Source organism: Archangium minus (assembly GCF_044360475.1).
Taxonomy (GTDB): domain Bacteria; phylum Myxococcota; class Myxococcia; order Myxococcales; family Myxococcaceae; genus Archangium; species Archangium minus.
The window spans coordinates 9,843,113-9,863,028 of sequence record NZ_CP043494.1; the positions used below are offsets into that span (position 1 = coordinate 9,843,113).

Here is a 19,916-nt window from a genome sequence, read left to right on the forward strand (position 1 = left end):
TCAGCCCTGAGCCTCTTGCGCCCGCGCCTCCCCCACCACCTCGCCTACGTCCTCTTCACCTCCGGCTCCACCGGCACCCCCAAGGGCGTCATGGTCGAGCACCGCAGCATGCTCAACCACTTCCTGGGCATGCAGGAGCTCCTCGGCTTCTCCCCGGGTGACGTCAACGCCCAGACTGCTTCCATGGGCTTCGACATCTCCCTCTGGCAGATGCTCGGCGCCCTCCCCTTCGGCGCTACCACCTACGTCTTCGAAGACGAGCTCGTCCGCAATCCCCCACTGCTCGTCCCCGCCCTTCAGCGGGCCCGCGTCACCATCGCCGAGATGGTCCCCTCCCTCCTCCAGTCCATTCTCGAGGACGGTGATGACCCTCTCTCCCCCTTCCTCAAGCACGTGCGCGCCCTCGTCATCGGCGGCCAGGCTCTTCCTCCCTCCCTCGTCTCCTCCTGGCTGACGCGCTACCCGGGCACCCTCCTCGTCAACGCCTACGGGCCCACCGAGTGCACCGACATCGTCACCGTGCACCCCATGCGCTCGGCCCCCACTACCTCCCTCACTCCCATTGGCCTGCCCAAGGCCAACATGGAGGCCTACGTCCTGGACGACTCCTTTCGTCCCGTGCCTCCGGGTGTCCTCGGCGAGCTGTACGTGGGTGGCACCGGCGTCGCCCGCGGCTACCTCCACCGTCCGGAGCTCACCTCCGAGCGTTTCCTCCCCCACCCCTTCTCCTCCTCCCCTGGCGCCCGCCTCTACCGCACCGGCGACAGGGTGCGCCTCTCTCCCCAGGGCCTGCTCGAATTCGTCTCCCGCGCCGACTTCCAGGTGAAGGTGCGTGGCTTCCGCATTGAGCCTGGTGAAGTGGAGGCCGCCCTCCACGCCCTTCCCCAGGTGCGCTCAGCCGCCGTCTCCGTGCGCGAGCGCAGCCCCGGTGACAACTACCTCGTGGCCTGGGTGGTGCCTTCCTCCGAGGGTGTCTCCCCCTCCTCTCTTCTGGCCTCCCTCGAGCACGCCCTGCCTTCCTATATGGTGCCCAGCCGCCTGGTGCTGCTGCGCTCCCTCCCCCTCACCCACACCGGCAAGGTCGACTACGACGCCCTGGGCTCCCTCCCCCTCTCCTCCTCCGAGTCCTCTCCCTCCGGTGCGCCTCCCCTCGGCCCCCTCGAGGAGCGTCTCGCTCAGCTCTTCTGTCTCTCCCTCGGCCTCTCCTCCGTCTCTCGCCACGACGACTACTTCGACCTCGGCGGCCACTCCCTCAACGCCATCTCCCTCGTCTCCCGCATCCGTCAGTCCTTCGGCGTCGAGCTTCCTCTCGAGTCCCTCTTCTCCGCCCCCTCCGTCGCCGGCCTCGCCCTCGAAATCTCCCGGCTTCAGGGCGCCTCTTCCTCACCCCTCCCTCAGCCCCTTCCCCTCCCTCCCCACGCCCCTCCCGTGCTGTCGTCCACGCAAGAGGGACTGTGGTTCCTGCAGCAGCTCCAGCCCGACTCGAGCGCCTACCACATCCCGGAGGCCGTGGAGCTGACGGGGCCACTGGACACGGACGCACTGGAGAAGACCCTGCTCTGGTTGCTGGAGCGCCACACGGCACTGCGCCTCGCCGTGCCCGCGGTCGAGGGCCAGCCCCAACCCGTCCTCCTGCCCACACCCCAGCGGGCCCTGACGGTCCAGGTGCTGGAATCCAAAGCGGATGTACCCGAGCGGCTCGCGCGGTGGATGAACGAGGAGATCAACCGACCCTTCACCGCGGGCGGCCCGCTCTACCGCTTCCAACTGTTGCGGCTGGGTACCGAGCGCCACGTGCTGCTGCTGCTCTTCCACCACCTGCTGGTGGACGGCCTGTCGGTGGGCATCCTCCTGCGTGAGCTGCGCGAGGCCTATGCCTCCTTTGGCCGGAGCCAGCAGCCCGCGCTGCCTCCGGTGCGGCTGAGTCACTCGGCCATCGCCTCCTGGCAGCGCACCGAGGCCCTGCGCGCGCGTGAGCAGGAGCAACTGGAGTACTGGAAGTGCCAACTGGCCGATGCGCCCGCGGTGTTGCAGCTCCCCACCGACAAGCCACGCCCCGCCGTCCTGTCGCACCACGGTGGCGTCTCCTATCTCCCGCTGCCCGCAGCGCTGGCCGAGTCGGTACGCGCGTATTGCCAACAGCACCAGGTGACGCCCTACATGGTGCTGTACGCCGCCTTCGCCGCCCTGCTGTACCGCTACTCGGGCCAGGAAGACTTCTGCGTCGGCACGCCCGCCTCCGGCCGCACCCACCCGGCCACCGAGGACGTCGTCGGCCTGCTGCTCAACACCGTCGTTCTTCGCACCCGCGTCGACCCGGCCTCCCCCTTCTCCTCCCTCCTCGAGCAGGTGCGCTCCACCACCCTGGAGGCCATCGCCCACCAGGACGTGCCCCTTGAGCGGCTCGTCCGGTCCATCGGTGCCGAGCGGAGCTCCAGCCACTCGCCGCTCTTCCAGGTCATGTTCGAGCGCAGCGAGGTCGAGCACTCGCTGGCCGAGGTGTTCCCCGGCCTTCAGGCGCGCCCGCTGAAGCCGGATGTGATCAGCAGCCTCTTCGATCTCTCCCTCAGCGTCGCCGAGCGCTCACACGGCACCGAGCTGCTCCTCCAGTACAGCACCGACCTCTTCGAGGCCGGCACCGTGCAGCGCATGCTGGGCCACTACCTCCAGCTGCTCGCGAGCGCGGTGGCCGCGCCCCAGACGCCCGTGGGCGCCCTGTCCCTGCTCGGTCCCAGCGAACGCGAGCAGGTGCTGTCCACCTTCAACGACACCGAGCGGCCCTTCGACACCGAGGCCAACCTCGCCTCCCTCTTCGAGGCCCAGGTGGCGCGCACTCCGGACGCACCGGCGGTGGTGGCTCCCGAGGGGACGCTCACCTTCCGCGAGCTGCACGCTCGAGCCTCACGGCTGGCGGAGCATCTGGCGGCGGCGGGCGCCGGGCCGGAGACCGTGGTGGGCCTGTGCCTGGAGCGCTCGCTCGACGCGGTGGTGTCGCTGCTGGCCATCTTCCTCAGTGGAGCCGGCTGCCTCCCGTTGGAGGCTTCCCACCCGGCGGCCCGCCGCGCCGCGCTCCTGCGCCGATCGGGCGCGAAGCTCGTCATCAGCCGCCCGGAGCTCTTCGCCGACGCCGGAAACGACGTGCCCCTGGTGTCCCCGGACGTGCGCACGCAGGAGCTTCCTCCCTCGCCCGTCCCGCGGGAGCGCGCTCGCGCCCACCACCTCGCCTACCTCCTCTACACCTCCGGCTCGACGGGTGAGCCCAAGGGCGTGGAGCTGACCCACCGCAACGTCGTCCACTGCTTCGCGGCCTTCGACCCGTACTACGAGACGCAGCCCGGGGACCGCTGGGCCTCGTCCGGCAGCCTCTCGTTCGACATCCACCTGGAGGAGCTGCTCTTCAGCATCACCCGGGGCGCGTGCACCGTGCTGCGCGAGGTGGGACCGCTGGGGCTGGGGCGCGACATCCTCCGCTACGGCATCACCCACGTCGTCATCACGCCCTCCTCGCTGGCCACGGCCCTGGAGGAGCCCGGCGCGCCGGAGGCCTTCGGCTCGCTGAAGGTGCTTGTCACCGGCGGCGAGGTGCTGCCGGAGCCGCTGGTGCGGCAGCTCCCGCTCGCCCGCACGAAGCTGGTCAACACGTACGGCCCCACGGAGACGAGCATCAACGTCGCCGCGGAGCGGACGCTGCCGGACCGGCCCGTGAGACTGGGAAGGCCGCTGGATCGATGCCGCCTGTACGTGCTCGACGCGCGCGGCGAGCCTGTACCTCCGGGTGTCCCGGGTGAGCTGTACATCGGCGGCACGTGCCTGGGCCGCGGCTACCGGTCCCAGCCGGCGCTGACGGCCGAGCGCTTCGTGCCCGATCCATTCTCCGGTGACCCTGGCTCGCGCCTGTACCGGACCGGTGACCGCGTCCGCTGGAACGGGGACGGGACGCTGAGCTTCCTGGGGCGTACCGACTTCCAGGTGAAGGTGCGCGGCGTCCGCGTCGAGCTGGAGGAGATCGAAGCGGCCCTGCTGCGCCAGGCCTCCGTGCGCCAGGCCGCCGTGGTGGTGCGCGGCAGTGGCCGCGACGCGCGGCTGGAGGCCTTCCTCGTGCTGGAGGGCGACGCGGCGCGGGGAGTGGACTCCCTGCGCGAAGCCCTGGCCCGCTCGCTCCCCGACGCGATGGTGCCCTCGCGCTTCGTCACGCTCCCGGCGCTCCCCTTCACCACCAGCGGCAAGGTGGACCGCAAGGCGCTGGCCGCGCTGCCGGCGGAGGACACCGGAGCCCGGCCTCGGGGCGAGGCACCGCGCGGTGCCCTGGAGGAGCGGCTCGCCCCCCACTTCCGCGAGGTGCTCGGGCTGAAGGAGGTGTCGCGCGAGGACGACTTCTTCCAGCTCGGCGGCCACTCGCTGAGCGCCACCCGCCTGGTGGCCCGCGTGCGCCAGGCCTTCGGTGTGGAGCTGCCCCTGGCGGCCCTCTTCTCCGCCCCCACCATGGCCGGCCTGGCCCGTGAGGTGGCGAAGCTCCAGGACAACCCGCCCCTTCTCCCCGATCCCTCCCCCCTCCCGGAGGACGCTCCGCCGGTGCTGTCGTTCGCGCAGGAGCGGCTGTGGTTCATCCAGCAGATGCTCCCGGACTCCAGCGCCTACCACATGCTGGAGGCGGTGGAGCTGGAGGGCCCACTGGACGCCAGCGCGCTGGAGCAGGCCCTGCACGGGTTGCTGGAGCGTCACACGGTGCTGCGCCTGTCGGTGCCCTCGCGCGAGGGCCTGCCCCAGCCCCTCCTCCTGCCAGTCCCCTCGCGCGTGCTGGCGGTGGAGTCGCTGGAGCCGGGGACGGACATCCCGGAGCGGCGGGAGCGGTGGGTGAGCGAGGAGGTCAACCGCCCCTTCTCACTGGACGGCGCCCTCTACCGCTTCCGCCTGCTGCGCTCCGGCCCCGAGCGCCACGTGCTGCTGCTGCTCTTCCACCACCTGTTGGTGGACGGCCTGTCGCTGGACATCCTCCTGCGCGAGCTGAGCGAGGCCTACGCGGCCTTCCACCAGGGCCAACGGCCCGCCCTGCCCCCTGTGCGGCTGAGTCACTCGGCCATCGCCGCCTGGCAGCGCACCGAGGCCGTGCGCGCACGGGAGGAGCACCATCTCGCCTACTGGAAGCACCAGCTCGCCGGGGCGCCGGCACTCCTGCAGCTCCCCACCGACAAACCGCGCCCCGCCGTCCTGTCGCACCACGGGGGTGTCACCCCCAAGCAGCCGCTGCCCCCAGGACTCGTCCGGGCCCTCGAGGCCTTCTGCCTCCAGCACCAGGTGACGCCTTTCATGGTGTTGCAGGCCGCCTACGCCGCGCTCCTCCACCGCTACAGCGGACAGGAAGACTTCTGCGTCGGCACGCCCGTCTCCGGCCGCACCCACCCGGCCACCGAGGACGTCGTCGGCCTGCTGCTCAACACCGTCGTTCTTCGCACCCGCGTCGACCCGGCCTCCCCCTTCTCCTCTCTCCTCGAGCAGGTGCGCACCACCACCCTGGAGGCCATCGCCCACCAGGACGTCCCCCTCGAGCGGCTCGTCCAGTCCCTGGTCGTGGAGCGCAGCCCCAGCCGAACCCCGCTCTTCCAGGTGATGATCGACGTCGTCCGAGCGGAGCGCTCGCTGCGGGAGAGCTTCCCCGAGCTCCGGGCCACCTCCCTCCATCCGGAGCTGTCCACCAGCCCCTTCGACCTCTCGCTCGGCATCGCCGCGAGTGACGAGGGCTACGAGCTGGCCATCCGCTACAACACCGGCCTCTTCGAGGCTGGGACGGCGCGGCGCATGCTGGGCCATTACGTGCGGCTGCTCGCGCATGCGCTGGAAGCCCCGGACACGCGCATCGGCGCGCTGGAGCTGCTGCCAGAGGAGGAGCACCAGCGCCTGCTGGTGGATTGGAATGCGACGCGGGCGGACTTCCCGCGCGACGTGTGTCTCCACCACCTCTTCGAGGCGCAGGCCGAGCGCACACCGGACGCGGTGGCGGTGCGCCACGGCGGAGAGCAGCTCACCTTCCGGCAGCTCAATGCCCGAGCCAACCAGCTGGCTCACCACCTGCGCGGCCTGGGCGTGCGACCGCAGACGCTGGTGGGGCTGTGTCTGAAGCGCTCGTTGGACATGGTGGTGGCGCTGTGGGCCGTGCTCAAGGCCGGTGGCGCCTACGTCCCGATGGACCCCGGCTACCCCATGCCCCGGCTGTCCTTCATGCTGGAGGACAGCGCGGCCCCGGTGATCCTCACGCACCAGGAGGTGGCCGACGAGCTCCCGACGGGGACCCAGATGCTGGTGTGCCTGGAGTCGGAGAGGGACACGCTCCTCGCCCACGAGCGTGAGGACAACCCCGCCCCGCTCGCCACGGCCGATGACCTGGCCTACGTCATCTACACCTCCGGCAGCACCGGGCGCCCCAAGGGCGTCATGCTGGAGCACCGCGGGGTGGTGAACTATCTGCACTGGGCCTGCCGCGCGTACCCGGTGGCCGAAGGCACGGGCACCCCTGTCCACTCGTCGCTCTCGTTCGACCTCACCGTCACGAGCCTGCTCGCCCCGCTGGTGATGGGCCGGCCCGTGGTGCTGGTGCCGGAGGAGGCCGGCGTGGAGGGCCTGGGCGAGGCCCTGCGCGCGGAAAGCGACTTCAGCCTGGTGAAGCTGACGCCCACGCACCTGCAGCTCCTCTCGCGGCAGCTGCGCGCCGAGGAGGCCGCCGGACGCACGCGCGCCTTCGTCATCGGAGGAGAGGCCCTGTCCGCCGCGAGCCTCGCCTTCTGGCGCCGTCACGCGCCCGGCACCCGCCTCATCAACGAGTACGGCCCCACCGAGACGGTGGTGGGCTGCTGCGTGCACACCGTCCGCCCAGAGGAGCCGGACGAGGGCACCGTGCGCATCGGCCGGCCCATCGCCAATACCCGCCTCTACGTGCTGGACCGGAACCTGCGGCCGCTGCCCGTGGGTGTGCCTGGCGAGCTCTACATCGGCGGGGTAGGCGTGGCGCGCGGCTACTGGAGCCGCCCGGAGCTGACCGCGGAGCGCTTCGTGCCGGATCCGTTCTCCGGCGAGCCCGGCGCGCGCCTGTACCGCACGGGAGACCTGGTGCGCTACCTGCCCTCGGGCGAGCTGGACTTCCTGGGACGCCTCGACTCGCAGGTGAAGGTGCGCGGCTACCGCATCGAGCTGGGAGAGGTGGAGGAGGCCCTGCGCTCGCTGCCGGGCGTGGCCGATGCCGCCGTGGTCTTGCGCGAGGACGGACCCACCGGCCCTCGGTTGGTGGGCTACGTGGTGGGCCACGACGGGCGCCCGGAGACCGCGGCCCTCCGCACCGAGCTCGCGCGGTCGCTGCCCGCGTACATGGTGCCCTCGGCCCTCGTGCCGCTGGCGGAGCTGCCGCTCACGCCCAACGGCAAGGTGGATCGCCAGGCACTCCCCTCGCCGGACGAGGCCGCGCCCCGTCAGGGCCTGGCCGCCCCCGCCACGCCCACCGAGGAGGCGCTGGCGGAGCTCTGGCGCGCGCTGCTCGGCGTGCGCCACGTGGGCTCCCAGGACGACTTCTTCGAGCTCGGCGGCCACTCGTTGATGGCCGTCCAGCTCCTCGCGCACATCGGCACCCGCTTCGGTGTGAGCCTGCCCGTGGCGACCCTCTTCGCCACGCCCACGCTGGCCGGACTGGCGGCCCGCATCGACACCGCCCCCCGGCGGGAGAGTCCGTGGAATCCGTCCGGCGAGCCGCGTCCCTCGCGGCTCCTGGCCTCGCGAGTCCAGGAGCGGCTCTGGTACGCGCTGCAGCTACCGGAGGCGCCGCCCTTCGTCACGGTGTCCGCGCTCGTGCTCGACGGCCCGCTCGACGTCGCGAAGCTGGAGGCGGCCCTCGTGGCGGTGCTCGAGCGCAACGAGACCCTGCGCACCACGTTCGCGATGGAGGGCGGCGAGCTCATCACGCGGGCGGGCCCGGTGGTCCACCCGGTGCTCGCGCACACGGACGTCTCGCACCTGCCGCTCCCCGAGGCACTGGAGGCCGCGCGCCGGCTTGCCCTGCGGCACGACCAGACGCCCTTCAACGTGGAGGCGGGGCCGCTGTACCGCTTCGAGCTGGTGCGGCTGGAGCCTTCGGGCACCCGGCACGCGCTCGTCATGGCGATGAGCCACCTCGTCAATGACGGCGTCGGCCAGCAAGCGTTCCTGGAGGAGCTGTCGGTGGCCTATGGCGCGGCGCGGGCGGGCTGCACTCCCCTGCTGCCGCCAGCGCCACTCCAGTACGCCGACTTCGCGCTGTGGCAGCAGCGGCCCGAGAACCTGCGCCAGTTGGAGGAGAGCCTCGAGTCCTGGAAGCAGGCGCTGGCGCACGCCCCCCCGGTGTTGGATTTGCCGCACGACTTCCCGCGCCGCGCGCCCACGCTCAACGCCAACATGCGCCCGGTGCAGCTCACGCTGCGCACTGACGAGGTAGGCGCACTCAAGGCGCTGGCCCGGCGGGAGGGCGTCACGCCCTACGTGGCCCTGCTCGCGCTCGCCCAGCTCTGGCTGCACCGGCTGAGCGGACAGTCACACGTGGTGGTGGCCTCGCCCTTCGCCGGGCGCGTCCTCCCGGGGACGGAGCGGCAGGTGGGGTTCTTCACCAACCTGCTGCCGCTGTGCACCGAGGTGGGGAGCGCCCCCTCCTTCCGCGCGCTCCTGAGCAGGGTCCATGACGTCGTGGCGCACGCCACCACCCACCAGGAGGTGCCCTTCAAGCGCATCGCGGACGCGATCCAGCCCGACGCCGAGCGCACCGCAGCGCCCCTAGCCCAGGTGCTCCTCCAGGTGGACACCCTCGCCGCCCCGGCCTTCGAGGGGCTCGCCGCATCGCCACTCGAGGGCGACAGCCGGGGCATCATCCCGGCCTACGACGTGGTGCTCCATTTCGTGGAGATGCCCGAGGGCTGGACGCGCGTGCTCATCGCCACCGACGGCGCCCTCTTCTCCGCGGCGACGTCGGAGCGCATGGCCGGTGCCTTCGCGCAGCTGCTCTCGGAGGTGGTGCGGGCCCCGGACGTGGCCCTGTTGCGGCTCTCCCTCCTGTCGGCGCTCCAGCGGGAACGGGTGCTGGCCGCGCTGGATGGCGGTGCCCAGGAGGTGCCGGCCGGGGCGTGCGTGCACACGCTCTTCGAGGCCCAGGTGCACCGCACGCCGGACGCGCCCGCCGTGTCCCACGGCACCACCACCTGGAGCTACGCCGAGCTCAACGCCCGCGCCAACCACCTGGCCGCACGCCTCGTCGAGCAGGGCCTGCAACCCGAGGAGCGGGTGGGCGTGGTGATGCAGCCGTCCGCACAGGCCCTGGCGGTGCTGCTGGGCATCCTCAAAGCCGGCGGCGCCTACGTGCCCTTGGACGCGGGCTGGCCCGAGCCACGCAAGCGCGCGGTGTTGGAGCGCTCCGGGGTGTGGCGCCTGTGGGTGGATGAGACGGCACTGCACGCCCATGAAGGGCTCGTGCCCCTCGTGGAGGTGCCGCCCCAGCCCGAGCAGGTGACGGGAGAGACGGCTCCCGGGCCGCGGACGGTGTCCAGCACGCAGCTCGCCTACATCATCTTCACCTCCGGCTCCACCGGCGAGCCCAAGGGCGTGATGGTGGAGCACCGCTCGGTGGTCAACCACAACCTCGCCCTCGCCGCCCGCTTCGGCCTGCGTCCGGGAGATCGCATGCTGCAGTTCGCGCCGCTCAGCTTCGATGCGGCCGCCGAGGACCTGTATCCACCGCTAGCGGTGGGTGCCACCGTGGTGATGCGGGACGGGCTGGTACCGGCGCACCAGATGACGCCCTATCTGGAGCAGGAGGGCATCACCCTCATCAGCTTGCCGCCCACGTACATCGAGGAGTGGGTGCGCGAGATGGAGGCCCAGGGCCAACGCGTGCCCGCGCGGCTGCGGCTGCTGGCTCCCGGCGGCGACGTGCTCAAGCGCGAGACGTACGAGGCCTGGCTGCGCGTGGGCGGCACGCACGCGCCGTGGCTCAACGTCTACGGCCCCACCGAGTGCACCATCACCTCGGCCACGTGCGACATCCCCGGCGCGGAGGGCGTGGGCACCGAGCCCACCTTCCCCATCGGGCGTCCCATTCCCCGCGTCCGCGTCTACCTGCTCGACGCGCACTTCGAGCCGGTGCTCCCGGGCCTGCCGGGCCGGGTGTACATCGGTGGCGCGGCGCTCTCGCGAGGCTACCTCGGAGGACCGCACCTGACGGCCGAGCGCTTCCTGCCGGATCCGTTCTCCAGCGAGCCCGGCGCGCGCATGTACCACACGGGAGATCTGGCCCGGATGCTGCCTGACGGACGCCTGCGCTTCCTCGGGCGGGCGGACCACCAGGTGAAGATCCGCGGCTTCCGCGTCGAGCTGTCGGAGATAGAGACCTGCCTGCGGCGCCACCCTGGAGTGGAGGAGGCGGTGGTGCTGGTGCGGCTGTCGGCCGCGGGCGCGCAGCAGCTATGCGCCTGGGTGCAGGCACCGGCCCCGGTACGTGCGGACGCGCTGCGCGAGCACGTGGCGGCACAGCTCCCCCAGTACATGGTGCCCGCGACGTTCGTCGTCCTGGAGAAGCTGCCGGTCAACAACAACGGCAAGGTGGATCGGCAGGCCCTGCCAGACCCGGACGTGGCCGCTCCCGCGCGGGAGGCACCGCCCCAGACGAAGCGGGAGACCGCGTTCCGCTCGACGCTGGAGATGACGCTCCAGCGACTGTGGGCCGAGGTGCTGAACCAACCGGACATCCAGGCCGGGGACGACTTCTTCGAAATCGGCGGCGACTCCATCCTGGCCATGCGGTTGCTCGGGCGCATCGAGGAGGAGTTCGGCATGCCGGTGCCGTTGGCCACCCTCTTCCAGTACCCGTCGCTGAAGGCGAGCACGGACGCGGTGCACGAGCTGCTGGAGGCCGGGCCTCCGCGGACGAGTGTGATTCCCCTGTCCAACGCGGGCACCCCGGCGGAGGCCCCGGCCATCTTCCTGTTCCACCCGGGCGACGGCGAGCTGCACCACTACCGGGACCTCACCGGGCGGCTGGAGCCACGCCTGCGCTGCTTCGGCATCCAGGCACCCGAGACGGTGTCACAGCGGCACCTGACCACCTTCGAGGAGCGCGTGGCGGTGTACACGCAGGACATTCGCGCCGTGCAACCCCACGGGCCCTACCGGCTGCTCGGGTTCTCGTTCGGCGGCTACCCGGCGCTGGGCGTCGCGGCGGAGCTCGAGGCGGCGGGAGAGCGGGTGGAACTGGTGGCCCTGCTGGACACCCTCCCCGTCCACTCCATCTCCGTGATGGAGACGCCGGACCCGGTGCTGCAGCTCGCGGAGGAGTTCGGCGTGCTCGACGAGCACCTGGAGCGGGAGCTGGCGCCACTGTCCCCCGACGCACGCTGGGAGCTGCTGGCGGCCCGCGCGAGGGACCGGGGCATCCTGGCCCCCCACTTCCCCGGCGCGCAGCTCTCCCGCCTGTGGCACATCCTCGGCGAGGTGCTGACTCCGCAGGTAAGGGGATGGGCGCCGCCCAAGCTCCGCGTACGGCCCCTGCTCTTCACCTCCACCTACTCGCGCACCGGCCGAGAGGAAACACTCGGTTGGAGCCAGCTGATGCCGCGCGAGCAGCTCGAGGTGGTGCCGCTGGAGGGAGATCACCCCGACATGATCCGCCCACCGCAGGTGGACACGGTGGTGGCACGGGTGCTGACCACGCTGACGCGGGAGCAGGACTGAGGGTCCGTGGATGTCCCCTCTCCCTCTGGGAGAGGGCTAGGGTGAGGGTATCCGAGCCCGTTCTTCCAACCCGTGGCCCACAGTGTAGACACGGGATTCAACCCAGGGCCCTGGTACCCTCACCCCGTCCCTCTCCCGAAGGGAGAGGGGAAATCTTCGCGGACTTAACGCGAGCGCGACTCGAGCCAGGACTTGGTGAAGATGTGGGGGTCGACGGGCGCGAGCACCACCTCGTCGTACCGCACCAGCATCTGCGTGCCCTCCTCCTCCTCGATCTCCAGCACTTCCTTGTAGTGGTAGACGTTCTCGCCGGACACCGGATCCTTCAGCCGCTGGTAGCTGCGAATGAAGTCGGTGCGCAGCACCCTCCCCGAGGGCGCGTACCCGATGCGCTTGACGATATTGAGGTCGGGGTCCACCCAGATACGCAGCATGGGGAAGGACACCTCGGTGCCGGGCTTCGCGGTCAGCAGCACCTTCCGGTAGGGCGTGCCGTCGATGACCTCCTCGCCCTCGTCCTTGGGGTCGTAGTCCTCGGAGAGCCGGGACCGATCGAAGTCCGACTCACAGGTGAAGGTGCCGGCGATGTTGGCCCGCAGGGTGCTCCGCGTCCACTGGCCGACGGCCGGGTCGTACTCCCACAGGTTCTTGCCGAGGCGCAGGTACCCACTGCCGGCCATGATCTTCGGCTTGGTCGTCATGAAGAGCAGGTCGCGCGTCGTATCGCGGCGGTAGACGAGGATCTCCACCGCGTTCTCGGTGCCGTCCTTGCGCAGCTCCCGGACGCGGACGACGCCCTTGTAGTCGCTCGTAAAGCTCAACCGCTTGTCGATGCGGCGGACGAAGTCCACCACGGACATCTGGGAGTCCCCCCCGCCTGCGGGAGCCTTGGCGCCCGGGGCGCGCTCGGCGGCCAGGGCGGGCGACACGAGGAGCGCGAGGAGGAGCAAGGGCAGGCGGGCACTCGGCTTCATCACAGGGACTCCATGGCGGAACGTGGGGGGAGGGCGGCGGCACGGGCCGCGGGGATGATGGAGGCGAGGACCGCGCCCATGGTCACGAGGAGCACCACGAGCACAGCCCCCGGCGCGTGGGGCTCCAGCGGGAGGGTGTCGCTGAAGAAGAGGTTGACCATCTCCCCGGGCAGAGGAAGAGCGCCACGCAGCAGGACGCACAGGAGCGAGGCCAGGAGCGCCCCGGCCGCCGAGGACAGCAGGCCCATCAGCAGGCCCTCGAGCATGAACAGGCCCACCACGGAGCGGCGGTGCATGCCCATGGCGCGCAGCGTGCCGATCTCCCGCGTCCGCTCGCGCACGGAGACGCTCAGGGAGACGAACAGCCCCACCATGATGACCGCGATGGAAATCAACCCCACCAGCCCGGTCAGGGCCGTGAGCCCTTCGGTCACGAAGGAGAGAAAGGAGGACTCATCCTCCCAGGTGCTGACATCGAGCCGCTGACCCGCCCAGTTCTCCCGCAGCAGCGGCGACACCTTGTCGCCGTAGGCCTCGTGCGAAGCCGGGAGGACCTCGAAGCCCGCCCGCCGCAACGCCTGGCGCAGGGACTCATCCAGGGGACCGAGCTCCACATCCTCGCCGCACAGGAGCTGCAGCACGCTGGCGGCCTCGGGCCGGAACCCGCCCAGCTCCCGCAGGGTGGCGTTGGAGACGAGGATGCCCGCCGCCTCCCCCAGGATGCCGGCGCGCCCGGTGATGGCCACCACCTCGACATCGAGGGCGTTGCGCTTGCCGCCCACCATCTCCGAGAAGAGGGTGGCCACGTCTCCCACCCGGACCCGGAGCCGCTCGGCCAGGGGCGAGGAGAGGGCCACGGTGCGCGGCTTGTCCAACGCCCCCAGCGAGCCCTGCTCAACCCGGATGAGCCCGAGCGAATCACGCTCGCGCGTCACGTCCAGGCTCATCATGTAGGAGCGGCCGCGGTGCCGACCCGCGCCCACGGAGGCATAACCCCTGCCCCGCTCGCGCAGACCACAACCGGCCGGGATGAGCGGATCCACCACGGCGCGCACGCGACGAGCGTCTCCAATCACCGGGGCGATGGTGTCGGGGTGAACCTTGAAGAAGCCACCGACGTTCAGGTCCCCGCTCAGCAGCGTCCGCACGGCCTGGCGCTGCTCCGAGGCCACGCCCGCGGTGAGGGACATCATCCCGACGAGCACCGCGCTGGCGCTGGCGATGACACCGAAGAGCAGCAGCCCGCGCTCGCGGTCGACGAAGAGGTTGCGCAGGGCGATACGCAGCAGGGAGAGCATGGCTCAGTCCTCCCCCCGGCGCATGGCCACCACCGGGGAGACGGCGCTGCCCCGCCAGGCGGGCACCAGCGACGCCACGGCCACCACGGCCACCACCCCCGCCACCACCGACAGGAGCTGCACCCCCTCGAGCCGGGGATTCAGCACCGCGCCCCCGAGGAAGAACTGCAGGAAGTCGTTGCTCACCTCGAGCCCCTGTCCCACGAAGCCCACGAGCAGGGCCGCGCCCAGCCCAGCGCCGAGCAGTCCACCCAGGGCCCCGAGCGCGAGCCCCTCGAGCAGCAGGCTGGAGAAGACCTCCCGGCGCTGCATGCCCATGGCGCGCAGGGTGCCCACCTCGCCCACCCGCTCCTTGGCCAGCAGCAGCAGCGTGCCGGTGGCCACCAGCAGCACGAAGAACGCGAGCAACCCGGCGAACACCGCCAGCACCAGCTGGCTCATCCCCACCATCCCACTGAAGGCGCCCCCCACGTCCTGCCAGCCCACGACGCCCAGCGGCAGCTTGCGCTCGTCCGCGAGCCGTTGAATGCGCCCGGTGACGTCCTCGGGCGAGGCACCCGGACGCAGCACGAGGGCCGCCTGCAGCACACTGCCGGCCCGCAGCTCCTCGTCCGTGAAGGTGTCAGCCGGCGCGTGTTTGTCGAGCACGGGCGTCTCGGCGCCGGGCACCTGCGGCTCCGCGTCGATGATGGCCGGCCGGCCCAACGGACCCATCGACAACGAGGAGTCCTTCATGCCGAAGGCCGCGACGAGCGTCCGGGCCTCGTCCTCCTGCGCCTGGGTCTGCCGGCCCGCCAGAAGCCGCGCGCTGATGAGATCCACCAGGCAGGTGGTGTTGACCTGGCTGGTGTCTCCGCCCAGCCCACGGAACCGGAAGGTGCCCCACACCCGCACCGGCACGCTGGCCGCGGTGAGCTGCCGATTGCGCAACGTGAGGGTGTCGCCGGGGCGGATCCGGTACAGCGGCAGGTGCGGCGCCAGCTCGTCGTAGAAGAGCCGGTACCGGGTGTCGAAGTTGCTGTCGTCGACGGACAGGAACTCGCGGAGCAGCGCCTCGAGCTCCCCCGCATGGCCCAGCACGCGCGTCAGCGCTGCCTGGAGCGACGAGGCCCGCTCCACGTCGAGCCGCGACAACAAATCCGGGAGCTCGGCCAGGCTGCGCTCCACCTCGGTCCTCAGCCGCTCGTCCTCGAACGAGCCCCCGCGCTCGCGCTCCCGGCGCAGCGCGTCGAGCCGCAAGGCGATGGGCAGCTTGAAGCTCTGCTCATAGGCCGCGTGCCCCAACAGGATGCCCCGGCTGCCGGGCGGCGGCATGCTCCCCGACAGGAGCTCGAAGCGGGGAAAGGCCCGCGCGAACTGCACCGGATCCGTCCCCAGATAGTCGAGGGGCAGGGACTCGCCCTCCCCGGCCAGCTTGGCCACGCGCTCCTCGAGGAACTCGAGACCCTGTTCAGGCTGGGCGCGGAACCGCTCCCAGAAGGCGTCGGAGGACACCTCCTCCAGGGTGCGCCGATCCTCCAGGAGCCCCTCCTCACCCGCGAAGGCCTCCTCGCGCTGACGCTCGTCCCGGGCCACGCGCTCCAGCGTGCGCCGCAGATCCTCCGCGAGCCGCCCCAGCCGCGCATCGCGCGCCTCGGAGGCGGGCTCCCGAGTCACCGCGCGCACCACGGCGAGCTTCTCGTCCAGGTAGTTGCCCCGGAAGACCGAGGCCGACCCCGCCTCCATGGGCACCACGTCCTGCACGCCCTCCACCGAACGCAGGAGCGCCTCGGTCGCGGGGAAGTCCTCGAAGGGAACGAGCTCTGGCGGCCCCGCCGGGCCCGTCAGCAGCACAGGCGTCTGCGGCGAGCCCGAGTGGTACACCTGCAGGTGCCCGGCGCCGCTCTCAATGAGGCTGCGCCGCGTCCCTTCATGGATGGTCTCCACCAGCGCGAGACCCGGCGTCAGCAGAGCCGCCGCGCCCGCCGCGAGAAGACCGACCCACCAGCTGCGGCGGCGCGCCAGGACGCCCTGCAACGTCAACAACACCAGAGTCAATGCGCACTCCCTCTCGCGAGGGATTGGAAGTTAGAAAACCCTGCCAACCCTGGCAAGCCATGCGGCACCGACGCACCGGGCGTCCAGGTTGCGGATACGCGAGGGAAGAAGCGAAGCTGAGGCTCCCCCTGCGAGGTTCCGATGACGGCTCCGCGAAGCGCCACGCCCCCCTCTCTGGCGCAATCCCTGCACTTCTGGGCGCGCAATGCCTCGAATGAATCGGCGCTGCTGCGCACGTCACTGAGCGTGGGCATCTTCGACACACTGCCAGTTGAGGACGAGGGCGCACCGGTGACGGTGCAGCGGCTCGCGGAGCAGGTGGGAGCCAAGGTCCGCGGCGTGCGCTCGCTGGTTGAACTGCTGGTGTGCCTGCGGCTGGTGCACATGGACGAGGCACGGGGCCTCGTGCTCGCCCGTCCGGTGGCGGCCTTCCTACGGGATGCCGTGTTCCGCGAAAGGCTCCACGAAGCGGCGCGCTGGTGGGGTCCCATCGGCCACCTGGAAGAGGCGGTGCGAAGCGGAGCGCCCATGACCCACGAGGGCCAACGCTGGGACGTGCTCGAGCACTACCAGCGGCTCTTCCTGGAGACGACGCCCGCGCCCTCGCCCGAGGCGGAGGACTTCTTCGATCGCTTCGCGCGCGGCAGCGCACGCACCTGGCTGCTCGTGACGGTGGGCCGGCTGGGGCTGCTCGAGCAGCTCGCCATGGGTCCCCAGGGCGAAGCGGCGCTCCGGTCGGCCACGGGAGCCAGCGAGCGGGGCCTGCGCACGGTGCTCGACGTCCTGGCCCACCTGGGCCTCACCCGAACCGAAGGCACGACGGTGCGCTTGACGGATGAGGCCCGGCAGGTGCTCGAAGGCAAGGCGCTGCAGTACCTGCTCCGCTCCTTCTCCGTCTCCGCGCAGTACTGGGAGGCGCTGGAGCGACTCGACGAGACGGTGCGGCACGAGCGCTTCGTCCTGGACCTGAAGGATCCCGAGGTGAGCCGGCGCTTCTACGCGGACAACTCGAACCAGATCACCGCGGTGTTCGCCTCGCACTTCCAGCTCAGCCGGCGAGCGGCCGCGACGATCGCCCAGGTGCGACCCCTGGCGGGCGCATCGGTGCTCGACATCGGCACGGGTTCGGGCGTGTGGGGCGTGGCCTTCTCGCGGACGGAGCCCACCGCGCACGTCACCTACTTCGACCAGGAGGAAGTACTGGCGCAGGCGAAGCGCAACGTGGAGCAACTCCAGGCGCTGAGCCGAGCCCGCTTCTGGCCGGGCAACCTCTTCACCCAGGACTTCGGAAGCGCCGCGTACGACTTCATCATCCTCCCGCAGGTGCTCAACGTGCTGCGGCCCGAGTCCCTGCCGGACATGTTCCGCCGCGTGGCACGCGCGCTGAAACCCGACGGCATCCTGGTCATCGCCGAGTACGTGCTCAACGAGCGGCGTGACGGCCCGCTGGAGCACCTCTATTTCGGGCTGCGGCGCTTCCTCACCAACGAGGGGGATCTGCTCTCCCACTCGGAGTACAGCGAGCTGCTGTCCAACGTGGGCCTCACCGCGTCGGTCTGCCTGCCACTCCCCACGCAGGAGCTGCTCCTCGCCGCGCGACCCGGGGTGACGCTGCCCACGCGGCTCGCGCCCGCCACACGCGCCGCCGCCTGACACGCCCCGTCATCGACACGCCGGGGCGCTGCTCGCTTGCTCAGAAAGCGAGGAACGACTTAGACTTGAATTACACTTTTTCGTCCCCCCCGGAAGTTCCATGCGCCTGGCGCCGCTGGACAGCCCTCCCCGCAGATCCACGTCGGTGGCGGCGCGGCTGAGGGCGACGTACGCGCGAGAGGTGGCCCGGCAGGGCAACCACGCGCACTCGACGGCCGGAGGAATCGGACACCTGGCCTTGCACCTCGGGCTCGGCGTGGGAGCGGCCATCGGAGCCCACGCGCTGCTGGAGACGTGGCCCGTGGCGGGCTGGGCGCTCTACCCGCTGGTGGCCTTCTTCATCGCCACCCGGTTCCGCGCGCTCGGCAACATGCTGCACGAGGCGTGTCACGGCATGTTCGTGCGCGGCAAGCGCATCAACCGCGCCTTCGGACACCTGCTGGCCATCATCGATCTCACCGCGCTCGAGCCCTACACGCGCGAGCACTTCACGCACCACCAGCACCTGGGAGACGCGGAGCGGGACCTGGACTTCGTGCCGCGCCGGAGGTTCGGGTTCGCCGAGCCCACGGAGCACTTCGCGCGGCGCCACCTGTTGCGACCGCTGCTGCTCATCCACCTGCCGTCCTTCGTGCGCCCGGTGCTCTTCAGCCGCACGGACCCGTGGCCGGTGACGCTGTGCAGGTGGGCCTTCGTGGCGGGACTGCTCGCGCTGGCGCACTGGGGCGTGGGCTGGAGGGCCTTCGGGCTCTTCTACCTGCTGCCCTACTTCGTGGCCTATCAGGTCATCCGCTACTGGTCGGACGCGGTGGACCACGCGGGCATCATCGGCTCGGCGGACGAGTTCCACCGCTCGCGCAACCACATCTTCGCGTGGGGGTGGCTCAACCGGATGCTCTTCCCACGCAATGACCAGTACCACCTCACGCACCACCTCTTCCCGGCAGTGCCCACCACCGCGCAGGGCCGGGTGCACGAGCTCCTCATGAAGGATCCAGAGTACGCGGCTCGCCCGCACTCCCTCTCCGCGCTGCTGTGAGGAGCACGGCCGGAGTCAGCCGCGAGTGGCGCGCTCGATGGCCTCCAGTGCTTCGGGGAAACGGTCCGGAGACATGCCCAGGCCCAGACGGAACCCCTGGCCACGCTCCAGCGGGTGGGTCCCCGCGGGGTCGCCGTGCTCCATGGCGCTGAGCGGCAGGACGAACACCCCAGCCTCACCGAGCGCCTGGAGCTTCGCCTCGAACTCCTTCGGACTGGCCACGCCGCTCACACCGATACAAGTGACGAGCCCTCCCGTCGGAGCCACGCCGTACACGCCCTGGGAGCGCTCCAGAAAAGAGGAGAGAAGACGCCGGTTCCGCTTCCACTCCTCGCGAGCCTGACTCAGGACAGGACTGTCGAGCGCCTTGAGCACCTCGAAGGAAATCCACTCGGTGATCGGGTTCACGGTGTGCGTGGTGTAGTTCTTCTCGTTCTGCACACGCGCGAGCATGGCCGTATCGCCCACGCACCAGCCGATGCGCAGGCCGGGACAACCCAGGCATTTGATGAAGGAGCCGGTGATGAAAGTTCGGGCACCGGGGCGGTACACGGTGCCGCCCAGAACCTCCGTCTCCGAGGAGAGGAAGCGATAGTGCTCGTCACCGACGAGCGTGGCGCCAGAGCGCTCCGTCCAACGAAAGATGCGCTCCAGCAACTCCGAGTCGAGGACCAGGCCACTCGGGTTGTGGGGGTTGTTGATGACGACCACGTCCGGGGACTCGCGCTCGAGCCGTGCGAGCCACTCGTCCGCGTCGACGGAGGGCACGCCGCGCGAGTCCCAGCGTACGGGCAGGCGGACAATCTCCGCGCCCTGCTGCATGGGCAGCTCATAGAGGAGCTGGAAGGCGGGCCAGGCGAGAGCCACCTTACGAGGGCGGAGTTGCCGGAAGAGGAGCAGCAGGGCCTCGCTGGTACCGGTGGTGATGAGGACGTTGTCGCGCGTGGCGCCGGGGTGCATGGCGGCCACGAGGTCGCGCAGGTCGGCACGGCCCCAGTTAGGGCTGTCGCGCAGCAGGGTGGAGAGGAACGTGTCCAGGGCCTGCTGGGGGTTGATGCCCGAGCCGGTGAGCAGCTCTCCGACGGTGCGGGGCCGGGCACCGGACTCGCCGAGGTTGTAGCGCGCGGTGAAGCGCGAGCCCTCGAGGTAGTCCTCCATGAAGAACGAGCGCAGAAGTTCCATGTC

7 protein-coding genes are annotated in these 19,916 nt (G+C 70.9%); 3 read left to right on the forward strand and 4 right to left on the reverse strand.

Going from position 1 to position 19,916, the window contains the following annotated elements; translation table 11 throughout:
- Window positions 1-15: 15 nt before the first annotated feature.
- Window positions 16-11,730: an amino acid adenylation domain-containing protein gene (locus F0U60_RS40200; protein WP_395807785.1), complete on the forward strand. Its 11,715-nt coding sequence runs from the start codon at window positions 16-18 to the stop codon at window positions 11,728-11,730.
- 164 nt (window positions 11,731-11,894) lie between these two features.
- Here the strand turns inward: F0U60_RS40200 and F0U60_RS40205 are convergent, their stop codons facing one another.
- From F0U60_RS40205 to F0U60_RS40215, 3 genes are read right to left on the reverse strand one after another with little or no spacing between them, the layout of a single operon-like run.
- Entirely contained in the window at window positions 11,895-12,704 is an 810-nt protein-coding gene (locus F0U60_RS40205; RefSeq protein ID WP_395807787.1) for an outer membrane lipoprotein-sorting protein, read from the reverse strand.
- Entirely contained in the window at window positions 12,704-14,002 is a 1,299-nt protein-coding gene (locus tag F0U60_RS40210; protein ID WP_395807789.1) for an ABC transporter permease, read from the reverse strand. Before F0U60_RS40210 ends, F0U60_RS40205 begins: the two co-directional genes overlap by 1 nt.
- A gap of 3 nt (window positions 14,003-14,005) precedes the next feature.
- A complete protein-coding gene (locus F0U60_RS40215; RefSeq protein WP_395825661.1) occupies window positions 14,006-16,030 on the reverse strand; it encodes an FtsX-like permease family protein in 2,025 nt (674 codons plus the stop codon).
- Between the two features lie 150 nt (window positions 16,031-16,180).
- Between F0U60_RS40215 and F0U60_RS40220 the strand changes: the two genes are divergently transcribed.
- Entirely contained in the window at window positions 16,181-17,692 is a 1,512-nt protein-coding gene (locus F0U60_RS40220) for a class I SAM-dependent methyltransferase (RefSeq protein WP_395807791.1), read from the forward strand.
- 100 nt (window positions 17,693-17,792) lie between these two features.
- Window positions 17,793-18,731, forward strand: a complete 939-nt coding sequence (locus F0U60_RS40225) for a fatty acid desaturase family protein (protein ID WP_395807793.1) — start codon at window positions 17,793-17,795, stop codon at window positions 18,729-18,731.
- Window positions 18,732-18,746: 15 nt separating this feature from the next.
- Here the strand turns inward: F0U60_RS40225 and F0U60_RS40230 are convergent, their stop codons facing one another.
- The gene (locus tag F0U60_RS40230; protein ID WP_395807795.1) at window positions 18,747-19,913 is read right to left on the reverse strand and encodes an aminotransferase class I/II-fold pyridoxal phosphate-dependent enzyme; all 1,167 of its coding nucleotides are present in this window, start codon (window positions 19,911-19,913) and stop codon (window positions 18,747-18,749) included.
- Between the last annotated feature and the right edge of the window lie 3 nt (window positions 19,914-19,916).

Excerpts from the sequence above, each read along its gene's own strand:
- F0U60_RS40205 (WP_395807787.1), bottom strand. The coding sequence starts at position 12,704 with ATGAAGCCGAGTGCCCGCCTGCCCTTGCTCCTCCTCGCGCTCCTCGTG.
- F0U60_RS40210 (WP_395807789.1), bottom strand. The coding sequence starts at position 14,002 with ATGCTCTCCCTGCTGCGTATCGCCCTGCGCAACCTCTTCGTCGACCGC.
- F0U60_RS40220 (WP_395807791.1), top strand. The coding sequence starts at position 16,181 with ATGACGGCTCCGCGAAGCGCCACGCCCCCCTCTCTGGCGCAATCCCTG.
- F0U60_RS40225 (WP_395807793.1), top strand. The coding sequence starts at position 17,793 with ATGCGCCTGGCGCCGCTGGACAGCCCTCCCCGCAGATCCACGTCGGTG.
- F0U60_RS40230 (WP_395807795.1), bottom strand. The coding sequence starts at position 19,913 with ATGGAACTTCTGCGCTCGTTCTTCATGGAGGACTACCTCGAGGGCTCG.